The organism is Solibacillus sp. GQ1 (assembly GCF_059758555.1).
Genome location: NZ_JCAXEX010000006.1, coordinates 1 through 15,506, shown reverse-complemented (window position 1 = coordinate 15,506; position 15,506 = coordinate 1). Strand labels below are relative to the sequence as shown.

The 15,506-nt window shown below is 38.0% G+C and carries 13 protein-coding genes and 6 tRNA genes; all 19 read right to left on the bottom strand.

What is annotated here, in order from left to right; translation table 11 throughout:
- Window positions 1–36: 36 nt before the first annotated feature.
- Window positions 37–744: a ZIP family metal transporter gene (locus AC6CH1_RS17300; protein ID WP_498318614.1), complete on the bottom strand. Its 708-nt coding sequence runs from the start codon at window positions 742–744 to the stop codon at window positions 37–39.
- A 117-nt stretch (window positions 745–861) separates the two neighbouring features.
- On the bottom strand, window positions 862–1,539 hold the full coding sequence (locus AC6CH1_RS17295; RefSeq protein WP_498318612.1) for an ABC transporter ATP-binding protein: 678 nt from the start codon (window positions 1,537–1,539) through the stop codon (window positions 862–864).
- The gene (locus AC6CH1_RS17290; protein WP_251691094.1) at window positions 1,540–2,652 is read right to left on the bottom strand and encodes an ABC transporter permease; all 1,113 of its coding nucleotides are present in this window, start codon (window positions 2,650–2,652) and stop codon (window positions 1,540–1,542) included.
- Window positions 2,653–2,959: 307 nt separating this feature from the next.
- Complete coding sequence (gene glmS, locus AC6CH1_RS17285) at window positions 2,960–4,759, bottom strand: glutamine--fructose-6-phosphate transaminase (isomerizing) (RefSeq protein ID WP_251691092.1); 1,800 nt, start codon at window positions 4,757–4,759, stop codon at window positions 2,960–2,962.
- Window positions 4,760–5,465: 706 nt separating this feature from the next.
- Window positions 5,466–5,990, bottom strand: coding sequence for a type 1 glutamine amidotransferase domain-containing protein (locus AC6CH1_RS17280; protein ID WP_251691090.1), 525 nt, complete (start codon window positions 5,988–5,990; stop codon window positions 5,466–5,468).
- A 446-nt stretch (window positions 5,991–6,436) separates the two neighbouring features.
- A complete protein-coding gene (gene glmM, locus AC6CH1_RS17275; protein WP_251691088.1) occupies window positions 6,437–7,789 on the bottom strand; it encodes a phosphoglucosamine mutase in 1,353 nt (450 codons plus the stop codon).
- A gap of 83 nt (window positions 7,790–7,872) precedes the next feature.
- Window positions 7,873–8,889: a CdaR family protein gene (locus AC6CH1_RS17270; RefSeq protein ID WP_251691086.1), complete on the bottom strand. Its 1,017-nt coding sequence runs from the start codon at window positions 8,887–8,889 to the stop codon at window positions 7,873–7,875.
- Complete coding sequence (gene cdaA / locus AC6CH1_RS17265; protein WP_251691084.1) at window positions 8,882–9,718, bottom strand: diadenylate cyclase CdaA; 837 nt, start codon at window positions 9,716–9,718, stop codon at window positions 8,882–8,884. The genes AC6CH1_RS17270 and cdaA overlap by 8 nt, the downstream gene beginning before the upstream one ends.
- Window positions 9,719–9,925: 207 nt before the next feature.
- Entirely contained in the window at window positions 9,926–10,540 is a 615-nt protein-coding gene (locus AC6CH1_RS17260) for an anti-sigma factor family protein (RefSeq protein ID WP_251691082.1), read from the bottom strand.
- 13 nt (window positions 10,541–10,553) lie between these two features.
- Window positions 10,554–11,117, bottom strand: coding sequence for an RNA polymerase sigma factor SigW (gene sigW / locus AC6CH1_RS17255; protein ID WP_251691080.1), 564 nt, complete (start codon window positions 11,115–11,117; stop codon window positions 10,554–10,556).
- A 150-nt stretch (window positions 11,118–11,267) separates the two neighbouring features.
- On the bottom strand, window positions 11,268–12,170 hold the full coding sequence (gene rocF / locus AC6CH1_RS17250; protein WP_251691326.1) for an arginase: 903 nt from the start codon (window positions 12,168–12,170) through the stop codon (window positions 11,268–11,270).
- Between the two features lie 193 nt (window positions 12,171–12,363).
- Window positions 12,364–12,436: transfer RNA gene (locus AC6CH1_RS17245), tRNA-Lys, on the bottom strand.
- A 16-nt stretch (window positions 12,437–12,452) separates the two neighbouring features.
- Window positions 12,453–12,527: transfer RNA gene (locus tag AC6CH1_RS17240), tRNA-Gln, on the bottom strand.
- 13 nt (window positions 12,528–12,540) lie between these two features.
- A tRNA-Tyr gene (locus AC6CH1_RS17235) sits at window positions 12,541–12,624 on the bottom strand.
- A gap of 30 nt (window positions 12,625–12,654) precedes the next feature.
- A tRNA-Val gene (locus tag AC6CH1_RS17230) sits at window positions 12,655–12,730 on the bottom strand.
- 45 nt (window positions 12,731–12,775) lie between these two features.
- Window positions 12,776–12,850, bottom strand: a tRNA-Glu gene (locus AC6CH1_RS17225).
- Window positions 12,851–12,979: 129 nt separating this feature from the next.
- Window positions 12,980–13,055: transfer RNA gene (locus AC6CH1_RS17220), tRNA-Asn, on the bottom strand.
- 163 nt (window positions 13,056–13,218) lie between these two features.
- Window positions 13,219–14,505, bottom strand: coding sequence for an alpha/beta fold hydrolase (locus AC6CH1_RS17215; RefSeq protein ID WP_251691078.1), 1,287 nt, complete (start codon window positions 14,503–14,505; stop codon window positions 13,219–13,221).
- A 97-nt stretch (window positions 14,506–14,602) separates the two neighbouring features.
- Window positions 14,603–15,235, bottom strand: coding sequence for a FusB/FusC family EF-G-binding protein (locus AC6CH1_RS17210; RefSeq protein ID WP_251691076.1), 633 nt, complete (start codon window positions 15,233–15,235; stop codon window positions 14,603–14,605).
- Window positions 15,236–15,506 lie beyond the last annotated feature (271 nt).

Below are 15,506 nucleotides of genomic sequence, written 5' to 3'. Positions count from 1 at the left end.
AATTTTCCAAATTAGTTAAAATCGATGTTCTAAAATTTAAAGGAAATACAGATAATATCCGATTACTCCAAACCCAATAAATATGCCGCATAAAATTTTGAATGCTGAAGATTTATGAAGTGCCGGATATAAGATTTCTGAAACAGTAACTATAAAAATCATCCCCATAGCAAAACTCATGAAGATAGTATTAAGTAAAGGATGAACAAGAAAGCTACCGATATAAACCCCCATAGCTACTGGAATCGATACGATAAGTGAAATTATTAAAACAGTAAATATGTTGAATCCAGCCAAAATTAAAGGGATAAACAAAATTATTCCCTCGGGAATACTATGAAACAAAAGTGTTTGCAGTAATGCCTTAGTAAGCTCGGGTTGTTCATTGGCCCCTAATGTTATTCCAATCGGTAAATTGTGAATTGCAAAACTAAGCATTAACAATATGCCAGTTCGAATATATAATTTCTTTTTAGCGTGACTTTCTTTGTCTTGTTTAAAGTGCAATCTACTATGTAGCACTTTGAATAGCATCATCCCTAGAACAAATCCAATCATTGTACTTAACCAGCCGCCTGATTCCACAGCTTCCGGGAGTATTTCAAAACTGATCAAACCTAGAATTACCCCTGTACAAAGCGCATAAATAATATGTGCCTTTTGGTTAATTCCTTTAAAAAGCCAAGCGACCATGCCACCAATGAATATGCCTGCAGAAGTCCATAAAAAACCTAGTAGCCACATCGTTATCACCTTTCACTGAGTATAGTTAGTCGTATGGCTAATGCAGATAATTTATGAAAATAAAAAAACCGTATTTAAAGTATGAGTTTACTTTAAATACGGTTAAATATAATTTGATTATCCTTCCAGAGTTAACAGTCCATCTTCCATACGATACACTTTATCGCAAAACTCCAGCATACGTTCGTCATGAGTTACCATGACAGCAGCTTTGTTGCGTTCTTTAACTTCTTTTCGGATTTGCTTTACGACTTCAAATGCACGCTTAGAATCTAAGCTTGCTGTTGGTTCATCTGCTAATATGATGTTTGAATTATTCACAAACGCACGGGCAATCGCAACACGCTGACGTTCCCCACCAGATAGCTCATTCGGAAATTTATTGAACTTATCGCCCATCCCTAACTCCGTTAATAACGTTTTCGCAAATTTTGTATCTTCTGCTTTTACTTTGCCTTTCATTTTACGCACTAGCAGCAACTGATCTAACACCGTCAAATACGGAATTAAGTTTGATGTTTGTAAAATGAACCCGACATCTGTTAAACGAAAAGCCGATAAATCTTTTTCTTTCATCTTGCCGATATCTGTACCGTTAACAAGCACTTCGCCTGTCGATGGCTGAAGTAATGCCCCCGCAATCGATAAAAGTGTACTTTTCCCTGAACCTGATGGACCGATAATAGCGATGAACTCACCCGGGTTTACTGTAAGGGATACATTTTTAAGTGCATCCACTGTAGAGTCCCCTTCTTTGAATGATTTCGTTACGTTTTTTAGTACTAAACCTGTCATTTATTCCACTCTCCCAATCGCTGTTAAAGGATCAATTTTTGTCACTTGGCGAGCTGAAATAACAGAACCTAAAACAGATACAATTAATAACACAATCGCATATAAAATAACCATTTTAAAGTCTAAGTTAAACGGCATTCCCTCTGGAAAAACAAGAGCTGTTAAGTACGTCAATACAATGCCGGCAATAATGCTGATTAGTGATAACACAAATACTTGTGAAATAATTGATTTTTTAATAAAGCTGTTTGAGGCACCAATTGCTTTCATGACACCAAACTGCTGTGTTTTTTGTAAAATGAATACATAGAAGAATACCGCAATAATAACGGCTGAAATGATGAATAAGAAGGCAAGCATCATATAGATTGTACCGCTTTCTTCTTTATAACCCGGCATCCCCATTACAGCTTCTGATTTTGTAAATGTTTCAATTTCATCAAAGTTGTTTTCGATCTTTTCAGCGTCAATGTCTGCACCTTGTAACGCAATCATTGCTACTGGACTCTCTAGACCATTATCTGATCCTGGTGCTGCAAATGCATAGCTTTGCCAAACGTCTAAGTTTACAAATACACTTGGTAAATGGTTAAACGTTTCCCCTTTTGTAATGCCGACTACAGTTAATTCAATGCTTGAGCTTGTTACTTCAATTGTATCGCCAATCTCGTAGCCTTTTTCTTGTAATGACTCGTCAATGATTACACCCATTTTGTCATCAGCAGTCATTTGTTTACCTGCTACGACTTTTGGCTCGATAAATTTACCTGGTTCGATTCCAAGGAATGCTACGTCTACTTTTTCTTTCGCATCAGGTGATTTCACGATAACAGTTGATTGTCCAAACTTCGCTGCCTCTTTGACACCATACTGTCCTTCAACGTCATCGGCAATTGTACCTGCTACCTTCGTTTTCATCATAGTTGCTTCAGAGCCTTCTTCATAAATAAAAAGATCTCCGTCAATATTTTTCATCGTTGCTGCAGCTAATGACGATAAACCATTACCTAATCCCGATAAAATAAAAACAAGCCATGCGATGAGCATAATAATTGCGCCAATCATCATGAAACGTTTTTTTGCGTGTTTCATTTCTTTAATTGCTAAAAACATTCTAAATCCTCCTTAGTAATATATATCAACCGATCTTTTCAACTCTTCTAATTACTAGAAAATTGATCACCTCTAAATAAATTATCTTCCTTTTAAAAACTATAATCCGATAGTAAATTATAGTTATTAAAAATTGGATAAATATAATTTTCTTCCATTTCATTTTTTAGTATAGTCCTCAAATGTAAACTTTATATAAACTATTTAATTTTTTTATATAGAAATTTCGCTGAAGGTAATTAGCTATATTAATATACAAAAAAACCGTTCACTTAATAGATAAGCGAACGGTTTTTTATATTCTATCCTATTCAACCGTAACTGATTTTGCCAGGTTACGAGGTTTATCAACGTCACAACGACGGTGAAGGGCAGCATAGTAGCTGATTAATTGTAATGGTACAACAGATACAAGTGGTGTTAATAATTCATGTACTGAAGGAATGACTAAACGGTCGCCCTCTTCTTCCATGCCTTCCATTGCAATAATACATGCGTTGGCACCGCGCGCCACTACTTCTTTCACGTTACCGCGAATGTTAAGCGCCACACCTTTTTGTGTTGCTAAAGCGAAGACTGGTGTACCTTCTTCGATTAATGCAATTGTACCGTGTTTTAACTCACCACCTGCAAAACCTTCTGCCTGAATGTATGAGATTTCTTTAAGTTTTAATGCACCTTCCAATGATACACAGAAATCCATATTACGACCGATGAAGAATGCATTGCGCGCGATTTTTAAATAATCTTCGGCAATCTGCTCCATTTCATCTTTAGAATCGATAATAGTCTGGATGCCGTTTGCAACGATCGCCAGCTCCTGTTTTAAGTCAAAGTCCAGTTCCATTCCTAATTCTTTTGCAACTGCATAGGCAGCTACTGCTAAAACAGCTACTTGCGCAACATACGCTTTTGTAGATGCTACAGCAATTTCCGGTCCGGCATGTAATAGTAATGTATAATCCGCTTCACGTGAAAGTGTTGATCCTTGCACGTTTGTTACAGTTAACGCTTTGTAGCCAAGCTCTTTGATTTTTACTAATACTTGACGGCTATCCGCAGTTTCACCTGATTGTGAAATGAAGATAAATAATGGTTTTTTCGATAGTAACGGCATATTATAGCCAAACTCGCTTGAGATGTGTACTTCTACTGGAATACCAGCAATTTTCTCGAAATACTGTTTCCCGATTAAGCCTGCATGGTAACTAGTACCTGCCGCAATAATATAAAGACGGTCAGCTTCCGCAATTGCTTTTAGAATCTCTGCATCAACCGTAACATCTTCACCCTGTTCATATGCTTGAATAATTTTGCGGATAACAGTTGGCTGTTCATCCATTTCTTTTAACATATAGTGAGGGTATGTTCCCTTTTCGATATCAGAAGCATCTAATTGTGCTGTATATGGTGCACGCTCAATAATGCGTCCATTTAATGTTGTAATTTCAACTTTATCTTTACGAACGATTACAACTTCTTTATCATGTAATTCGATAAACTGGTCAGTTACTTGCAGCATCGCCATTGCGTCTGAAGCAATAACGTTGAAGTCTTCACCCACACCTACTAATAACGGTGATTTGTTTTTCGCAACGTAAATCGTTTCCACATCTTCATTATCTAAAAGCGCTAATGCATAAGATCCGTGCACTAACGATAATGTTTTACGGAATGCTTCTAATGTAGATAAGCCCTCTTTCGCAAATAAATCGATTAACTGTACGATAACTTCTGTATCAGTATCCGAGTTCATCTGAATTCCTTTAAGATAAGCTTTTTGTAATAAGTGATAGTTTTCGATAACCCCGTTGTGTACAAGCGTATAACGGCCTGAAGCACTTGTATGAGGGTGGGCATTTAAGCGGTTTGGTACACCGTGAGTTGCCCAACGTGTATGACCAATTCCTACAGCTGCTTCCACATCGCCATCAACTGCTTTACGTAAATCTGCAATACGTCCTTTTTCTTTGAATACTGTTACGCCTTCTTCATTGTGTACAGCAATCCCTGCAGAATCATAGCCACGGTACTCTAGTTTCTCTAAACCTTTTAATAAAATCTCTTTAGCGTCCAATACGCCGTTATATCCTACAATTCCACACATAATCCGTTTCCTCCAATGTAATTGCTACATCAAAGTACATTTTGGCAACACAAAAGTAGACTACGAAATCTACCTTTTTTCTCCTAGTGCACTTTATGGTAAGTTAATCTGAAGGTGATGTTTGCTCTCGTTTAGCAAAGCTAGCACGCATCGGTAACATTCCTGCTCTTTTTTTAAAAAGGTGATGTAGCTAAATATTATTTTAAATTGTATGCCGTTTCGCTTTTCTGTCCAGAAAATCACTTCTCTGTTTTAAAACGAAATTTACAACCGGGCATGTGCGATCGGGAGGCATCCGCCGAAATTTCGATAAACCTCCACCTCGTCAACTAAGGATTATGTCCGCTCGATTTCCTTAGTTCTGGCGCTATAATTGTTTTCCGATTTTGTATGCGCGATTTTCTCTCCTTTTGCGCAGCTCAACGATTTCCATTTGCTGAGCATTTACATCATACACATAAACAATTTCACCGTCAATCCTACGCTATCATTGTAAGCGCTTCACAGAAAAAAATTTTTCTTAAAAATAGTGCGGCTGTTGCCTTACATATGTGAATTTCTCCCCATAAGAAAAACATCCCGTTTTGATTTGGGAAATGAAGTTTGTAACAGCAGTAACGTTGTCATTCCCACTGATTACAAGACTCATTCCACATGACATCAAAACGGGATATGCACTATTTTCTATCGTATGCAAAGAGCTCGATTAAAGCCCCTTCTCTTCCAATAAATTTACAATTTCTCGGTTAAATGCAGGTAAATCATCCGGTGTACGGCTTGTTACAAGCTGTTTTTGACAAACAAATACTTCTTCATCATGGAATTTTACCCCTGCATATTCCATATCGACTTTAATCGATTTATAACCTGTCGCATCTCGTCCCTCTAATGACTTCGCTGTAATTAGCAGCTGTGGTCCATGGCAAATTGCAAAGACTGGTTTCTTTTCATCCATAAAATACTTTGCAAATGCTACAACGCGTTCATCATCACGCAGTAAATCCGGTGAAAAACCACCTGGAATAAATAACGCATCAAAGTCCTGCGGGTTTGCTTCTGCTACCCCTTTATCAATCTGAACTGTTGCTTCGCCATTTTTACCTGTAACCGATTTATTACCTTCTTTATCGATTGTTACAATTGTATGCCCTGCAGCCTCTAGTGCCTGTTTCGGACTTGTGAACTCCACATCTTCAAACTTGTCAGTAATTAATGTTGCAATTTTAGCCAATGTAAAACACTCCTTCGTCTTATTAGGATACTTTATTTTGTTTCCCCGAATTCTTGAAAATGAAACATATTTACATGAGTTATGTTCTTTTATTAGAACAAATGTAAGTAGTTTTAGATCGGTTTCCGCAAATAGTAGAACAGGTTCAGTATTCATTAGAATGGTAAAATTTATAACTGGGTTTAAGCGGTAAAAAGGTTGTTTTGTCGTTTTGAGCTAATCTAATGCTTCTTTTATTAGAACAATAGGTGATATTAGAAGAATTGCATTCGATATTCGAAAGTTTCATATGGATATTTAAATACTTGGATAACATTTGGAACATTGGGTAGTTTTATTAGAAGAACGCCTTTTTATTAGAACTTTCTAAGCCCGATATTAGAAAAACCATCACAAAAAAACACCGATAGCAATGTCTCCATCACTACCGGTGGTGTTTATTTGATTTATTCAGCTAAACCCATTTCTGTACGTACTACATCTGCAATGCGTGCTACATAGTTTTCGCAAGCCTCTTCAGAAGCTGCTTCTACCATAACGCGCACTAAAGGCTCTGTACCTGAAGGGCGTACTAATACACGACCATTGCCTGCCATTTCCGCTTCTACTTCAGCGATGACAGCGGCAACCTTTTCATTTTGTGTTACAGCATGTTTATCTGTTACACGCACGTTCACTAACTTTTGCGGGTAAATCGTCATTTCGCCTGCAAGTTCAGAAAGTTTTTTGCCTGTTGCTTTCATAATATTCACTAACTGAATACCTGTTAGCAAACCGTCGCCTGTTGTATTGTAATCTAAAAATACGATGTGACCTGATTGTTCGCCACCTAAGTTATAATCATTTGCACGCATTTCTTCCACAACATAGCGGTCTCCAACTGCTGTTTGAACACTTGTCATTTCGTTGTCTTCAAGCGCTTTGTAGAAGCCCATGTTACTCATAACTGTAGAAACAATCGTACCTTTATTTAAGCGGCCTTTTCCGTGTAAATATTTTCCGATGATGAACATAATCTGGTCACCGTCAACAATCGTACCGTTCTCATCTACAGCGATTAAACGATCTCCATCTCCATCAAATGCTAAACCAACATCTGCGCCGCGCTCCTCGACAAATGCAGCTAATTTTTCAGGATGTGTTGAACCGACACCTTCATTGATGTTCAGTCCATCCGGTGAAGCACCCATTGTTGAAATATCTGCCTCTAAATCTGCGAATAAATGTGTTGCTAAAGAAGAAGTCGCACCATGCGCACAATCTAATGCCACATGTAATCCTTCAAAATCTTCTTCAACTGTTTGTTTTAAGTATGAAATATATTTTTGTCCACCTTCAAAGTAGTCTGTTACTGAACCAACAGCAGCACCTACTGGGCGTGGTAATGTATCTTCTTCTGCATCAAGAATACGTTCAATCTCTTCTTCTTGTGCATCCGTTAATTTAAAGCCGTCTGGACCGAAAAATTTAATGCCGTTATCTGCAACAGGATTATGAGATGCTGAAATCATAACACCTGCTTCAGCATTCATAACACGTGTAAGATACGCAACACCTGGTGTACTAATTACACCTAAACGCATAACTTCTGCCCCAATTGAAAGAAGACCTGCAACAAGTGCACCTTCCAACATTTCCCCAGAAATACGTGTATCACGTCCAATTAATACTTTCGGGCGATCTTTAGCATCCTTCGTCAGCACATAGCCGCCAATACGGCCTAGTTTAAATGCCAACTCTGGTGTTAGTTCACTATTTGCGACACCGCGAACGCCATCTGTTCCGAAATATTTACCCATTTACTTTTTCTCTCCTTCAACGCTTGAAATACCATACGTTTTTAAATTTACCACCTAAAGTGGATTGCTTGTTTTATTGATAGTTAGTTTCCATCTGTATCTTCACCATTAGAATCTGCATCTGTTTTTGTTTCACTATCTTTTTCCTTTTCACGAACCGGCTCTCCACTCACATTTGCGCGTACCGTTAGTTTTTCTTGAGATAACTTGGTAGCCCCTGTTGGAAGCTCAACTTTAAATTCGTATGGACCGGATTTTTTTATTTTTGAAACATCCACGTCTACGACAACTTCTTTTAATGAATCCACTACAGATTTCGAACCATATACCGTTATGTTAGATTTTTCCGGGGATAAACTGTCAATTGTAAGCCCCTCTACTGGTTCCCCAATTTCGTTTATCTTAATCGGGACTTCTTTACTATATTCATTAATTTCTACTTTTACATTGACCTTATCCGGATTAATGCTGACATCGAGCTTATTCAGATCACGGTCGAGTACCTTTACAGCCGCTTCCTGCTCAAATGATTTATTCACATCTTTCTCGCCTGAAACCGTCGCCTTTACATAACTTATGTTATCAATGACGCTTTTCGCTCCTGTTACCGCTACTTTTGACGGTTCTGCCGTCATCTCGTTCAGTACGAAGTTCTCAGCTAAAAGACGGTTATTCATTTCCGGCTCTACGCGAAACTGTTCAGTAACCTTTTCCTCAATTGTTATATTAATTATTCTTGGTTCAATTGATACATCCAGTTTTTCCGAAAAGTTTTCTTGATGTATTGTAACGCTATGTTCACCAATTAACAATGAGTTTAAATCGACAAAAAGTTTGAAATCCTTTTCAAGCTTTGTTTTCATTACAATTTGTTTCGGTCCTGAAATTTTCACATCGACCGTTTCAGGGAGCCCTGTCACAAATAAGTTATCAGAATCATAATACACTTCCAATGGCACATTTGTGATGACATCTGTTTCATTGGATGTGCTCGAGTCCGTTTCACGTTTTTCTTCTGTTTGAATATACAAGAATAGTGCCACTGCTAAAAACAAAGCGGTTAAACGGAGCATCCATGAGCTATCAAATATTTTATCCATTCTTTTTCCCTCCCCAAGTCCACTTAGATGCTAAGTTAGAATCTTGTTCAGGACCAAACCACAGTTTACGCAGTAATTCTTCAAATTCTGCAATAGTGAGATTACGGTGTAAATTACCATTAGCTGTTATACTAATCGCACCTGTTTCTTCGGATACAACAATTGTAATTGCATCTGTTACTTCACTTAACCCAAGTGCTGCCCGGTGACGAGTACCTAGTTCTTTGGAAATAAATGCACTTTCTGATAATGGCAAGTAACATGCCGAAGCGGCTATTTGGTTTTTCTGTATAATTACGGCCCCGTCATGTAACGGTGTATTTGGGATGAAAATATTAATCATTAATTCAGAAGAAATTGCGGCATCCATCTTGATGCCCGTTTCTACATATTCATTTAATCCTGTATCTTTTTCAATTGAAATAAGTGCTCCAATTCGACGTTTCGCCATATAACTTACAGATTTTTTCATCGCCTCGACTAAGCGTGTCTGCTCATCTTCCTGCTGGTTATTCGTTCGTTGGAAAATCTTACCCCGTCCTATCTGCTCAAGGGCTCGGCGGATTTCCGGCTGGAATATTATAATAATGGCTAAGAAACCCCAATCAATTACTTCTTGTAGTAACCAATCAAGGGTGTCTAAACCGAAAACGTAGGTAGCAAATTTCGCTAACACCACAATTAATAACCCTTTCAATAATTGAACGGCTTTCGTTCCTTTAATGAGGGTCAATGCTTTATAAACTACGTACCATACGAGCAGTACGTCCAGTACTTTAAAAATCATATCTACAGCAGCAATGTCTGTAAATTGCTCAATTATTTGCATGTGGCATCCCCCACCTTTACTTGCTATTCCATCTTGATTTTAGTATAGCACAATTCTGTCAGTGATTAACTTTCCTAACAGAAAAAAGTCTACCCGAACGAGTAGACTTTTCTTTCTATACTAGAACGGATTTTTTTGGGAAAAGTTCCGATTTATTAAGAAAATATTATTTCTTATTGTAATTACCGTGATGATAGTTCTAAGTTATTATTCATTAAGAACAGCAATCGCTTTATTGAAGCCAACTTTAATTTTGTACCAAAGCCATTCGAACATTTCATCAATTTCCTCTACTTGCCCTGTAACAACTGCCGTAGATGCCATGTAGTTGCCATTGATAACTGTAATATTGCCGTCCACTTCCCCTTCGACAATAATATCTCCATTCTTCACAACGATGTCACCTTTAACAACTTCACCGACCGGCACTGTCACCGTTTGCCCTTCAACGACTAAATTAGGCTGTTTCGTCACAGAGAATTGATTATCATTCGGAAAACTGCCTAACAATGTGGCACTCATACATAATAAGAATACTGCTGCAGCTACAAGTACAGGATGCTGACGGAACCAACGTTTGATGCCAGCAGAACTTTTGCGTTTCGGTAAACGACTTATCACTAGATCCTCAAAGCGCGGAGGGGCAGTAATATGTGCTGCACTCTTGATAAACGCAACCGTGTCACTTAATTCATGCATATGTTGTTGGCAATCAGGGCATGTTTGTATATGCTGCTTCAATATTTGTTCATGCTCACGACTAATATCACCATCTAAATATTCGTGCATATAATCCACGAATTCTGATGCACACGTTTTCATGCGTATCTTCCTCCTACAAATTGTTTAGCTGCTTTCTTAACGCTTCACGGCCACGGTGAATCCGCGTTTTAACTGTTCCTAAAGGCATATCCAATATTTCACTTATTTCCTGTAGGGACAGTTCTTCAATATATTTTAATACAATAACCGATCGATACTTATCGGGAAGGCGGCTGATTTCATATTGTATTCGGTCCTGAAGCTCCATCTGCTCAACGGCCTCTTCCGGCAACTGCTCCTCTGCGGCAATTTGCGAATACATATCCAGCCCTTCTGTTCCTGCTACCTCCGCATCTAAGTAATAATCGGGCTTCTTTTTACGAATTCGGTCAATGCAAAGATTTGTTCCAATTCGGTAAAGCCATGTTGAAAATTTTCGATTTTGATCATACGAATGTAAATTAATATAGGCACGTATGAATGCCTCCTGTGCAATATCTTCAGCCTCCTGTTTATTTCCAAGCATTCGATAGCACACTTGATACAGCTTGTGCTGGTAGAGGTTAACGATGTCGGCATATGCGTTTTGGTCACCTTTAAGCACTTGCTTTATTCTTTTATTAACTAACGCATCCATTTGTCTTTCCTCTCCACCTTTTCAGCTGTTCTATATATACGGATTGCTTTTTAAAAGGTTTCATTTTCTCTAAAAAATTTTTTCCACCCATAAATATGTGCCTTTATTATAACAAACTTCGTAACGACCAATCGAATTTTTTCGTAATAATCATACTAAAGTTTCGCCAAATAAAGAGCCGATTAAGGCAACCGCTACATCTGCTGTTTTATTTCGTTCATCTAATATAGGATTCACCTCTACAAACTCTGCCGATGTCATTAAGCCGGATTCCTGGATCATTTCCATTGCTAAATGACTTTCCCGATAAGTGATTCCACCTGCTACAGGTGTTCCCACCCCAGGAGTATATAAAGGATCTAATGCGTCCAAATCAAGTGATAAATGAAGACCGTCTATTTGCAATTGTTTAAAATATTTTAGAGTTTCTTCCATTACATATGTCATTCCAAGGCGATCGATTTCATGCATAGTGTAAATTTTAATGCCTCTGGACTTAATTAGCTCCCGTTCGCCTTCATCGATAGAACGTCCGCCAATTATAACAATATTTTCGGCTTTGATTTTAGGTTCTGCATGTAAAATTGATGTTAGCCTTTCATGTCCTAGCCCAATACTTGTTGCTAAGGGCATCCCATGAATATTTCCGGATGGCGTTGTTTCCGGTGTATTTAAATCTGCATGGGCATCAAACCAGATAATGCCCTGATTTTTATATTTCATCGAGAGACCTGCCAATGTGCCAATTGCAATACTATGGTCGCCTCCTAATACAAGCGGTATGTAATCCTTTTTTACAACACTCAATACTTTTTCGGCAAGTGCTGTATTGACCTTAATAACTTCTTCCAGATTAAGCAGCTTTTCATCTTTATGTACAGCTGCATCCCCCTCAATAACTTGTATATTCCCTTCATCTTCGACTTCATATCCAAGATCAGCCAAACGCTGCTGCAGCCCTGCATATCTAATGGCACTTGGCCCCATATCTACCCCACGGCGCTGTTGTCCATAATCACATGGTACCCCTACAATTGAAATTTTCTTATTCATCATTTCTGCATCCCCTAACATGTCATATAATTTTTCCTATTCTATTCTTTTCTCTTCTCCGCTCACCCTCCTATAGAAATTTCGAGCAACTAAACGATTTTCCCTTTTTATACGCAAAAAATCCTTTACTTATGAATAAGTAAAGGATTGTTATTTGATATTTAAGTACACTTCTAAGTTTATAAAATAAAAGTGAGCCATGAAGGACTCGAACCTTCGACCCTCTGATTAAAAGTCAGATGCTCTACCAACTGAGCTAATGGCTCATAAAAAATAAAAAAATGGCTGGGGTACCTGGATTCGAACCAGGGCATGACGGAATCAAAATCCGTTGCCTTACCGCTTGGCTATACCCCAAACATTTTATAGATGGTGGAGGGGGACGGATTCGAACCGCCGAACCCTAAGGAGCGGATTTACAGTCCGCCGCGTTTAGCCACTTCGCTACCCCTCCGACAAATGATGCAACACTGTTAAAGTTGAATGGTGGAGGATGACGGGCTCGAACCGCCGACCCCCTGCTTGTAAGGCAGGTGCTCTCCCAGCTGAGCTAATCCTCCATACATAACAAGTGTTACTGCTTTATTTTTTTATGAAGCCTTAAATGGTGACCCGTACGGGATTCGAACCCGTGTTACCGCCGTGAAAGGGCGGTGTCTTAACCACTTGACCAACGGGCCGTTATATAAGAAGTTCTCTTTAAGACAAGATTTATAATATCATCATTTTTTATATAGTGCAAGCCTTTTTCGAAAACTTTTTTAAAAAAGTTTTATTGTTTATTAAGTAATAGTAAAAAGGCAAAAAAATGGCTCCGAAGGCAGGACTCGAACCTGCGACCTGCCGGTTAACAGCCGGATGCTCTACCAACTGAGCTACTTCGGAACGCTACTATTATACAGTGATGTACAAGGCATCTTTCGTACATTTATTATTATAGCAACGTTTTAAATTTATACAAGTAGTTTTTTGAAATAATTTGAACATTTTATTTATTATGTTTCTCTTCCATTGAAAAAACCTCATATTAATGAATATTTGTCGTCCATTACTGCTTTATAAACTTAGTAATTTCCTCGATCAGACCATTTGTTAGCGGTAAATCAGGGTTGTAGTAGCTCGCAAGATTTTGGTCTCGATCGCCTTCTACATCTTTTAACACATGATTCATCTTATCAAAATAATGGACTGTGGCATGATTATTTGCTGCATATAAGTTTTCTGCATCTTTTTCTGTTACTTGAATATCTTTTTTTCCTTGAAGGATGATAATTGGAACGTTAACATTGCTTATTTCATGCTGGGGATCGTATTTAAGCCATGAAATCATATATGGTTGAACAGACGGTCTAAATAATGATTGGAGCTGTCCAGATACTGTCTCTACTTTTTTGCCTGCTTTTAATTGCTGCAATGCTTTTTCCGATTCCACTAATAAATTCGGAGGTAAGCTTGCTGACAATTGTTCCATTAAAACTTCATCTGCCGGTCTGCCAATACCTGCAATCGAAATAAGAGATGCCACGTCATTTTGCTGTGAAGCAACTGTCATTATCAAAGCACCTTCACTATGACCTAGTAGATGAATTTCATTAAAGCGGTCATCCTTTTTAGCATAATCAATAATTGCTTTAACATCTTCTACATACAGATCAAATGTTAATTCCTCTTCTTTTTTAATTAATGCCGTATTATCACCGATTCCACGCTTATCGAAACGAATAGAAGCAATCCCTTTCTCCGCTAAGCTCTCTGCAATCATCTTTAAACTATTATTCGAACCAGCTCCTATTGTATTGCCGTCTTTATTTGTAGGGCCTGACCCTGCATGTATTATAACAAGTTCTCCCGTTCCTTTATCCGGCATTTGCAATGCTGCTTTAAGCTCTCCGCCTGCAACAGGAATCAATAGCTTCTCATACGTAACAGGTGTCTCTGTATAAGCCTTCAACGTAATAGGATAGGATTGTCCATTTTGCGTAAACGTTCCCTCTATCGTTTCATTTTTTAGCTTCCCTGCAATTTTAATTAGAGATCCGCCTAAATTAATGGTGATGGCCACATCCGACTCATTATACTTAATTGATTCAAATGCAAAATCACTGATTCCTTGTGCTGGTACAGAAAGACTTCCACTCGACTCTTTCAAATTTAAAATAATTTCAAGAGGTGACTGCGGAATTTCAATCATCCCCCGCCATTTTCCTAATAATGCTTCCTCCATATGCACAACCTCCTGCTTCGTTTGTTCCTCCGCTGTTGACTTATCTGTACTTTCACTACTACAAGCTGCCAGCAATAACACAATAGCTAAACTATAAGCAATCTTTCGCACGGCTCTATCCTCCCCGATTCGGTTCTTAATTCCCTTTACGGTTAGAACAGGAAAAAGTTTCAAAATAAAAAGCCACCAATAAAGATGACTTTTACTTTCATATTAAATTACGGGCAACAAAATCCTGAAGTTTTTCATAATCACTGACCTTTTGATTACATAGTTGTGAGTCTTCACAAATGTAGTTACTGTAAGATGTATAATTATCACCATTGCCCTTTACTGTAGCTGTAAACAAATGAACAGCACTATGCTGATTACAAATCGCACAGACACCTTTTATAGGGTTATGGGCGTCTACAACCCCACGCAATGCCGTGTATTGACCTTCCTTTTCCAGTACAATGTATTGGCGGTTTGTTCCTTTATCAACCCAGGACAGATAACTGATTGCTTGCCAATCAATCATTTCTAGTTTAGGTAACTTCAACTTTTTATCCTTTTTAAATAGCTTTTGCAAACCTTGCTCGGAAATTGACTTAAACGGAATAGTATACGACTTTATGCTTTGGAAAAATAGTTCTGCACCGATAGTATCCTCAACCGTTTCCACTTCTTTAATAATATCTTCATTTACATGCGTCAGTTTTCCTCTTAGCTCTGTAATTGCCAGTTCCCGTATAGCCGCTACAATTTTCTTGTCATTCGATGTTAGCTTTGCCTTCAGTATCTTATTTACTTGTTGCTCGATTAATCGTAAGTCCACTACTGTTAAAAATGGTGCTGTCATGTTACTTCCTCCAATGTTTCGCCTTGTAAGAACTTTTACATTCATTAATCGTATTTCTTTCAGCTTTAATGGTCAACTACTAAAGCAATTCTCTTATAAGGCATGCAAAATAATTTAATTCAAATAAAAAACCAAAGAAGGCAGTCATTATTTAAGACTCCATCTTTGGTTTATTGTGTTATGAGTTTACTCTTTATATTGTTTATACCATATATATTATCTTCAATAATATAAAAAAGCCACTACTGACTAAATCAGCAGCGACTTTTTG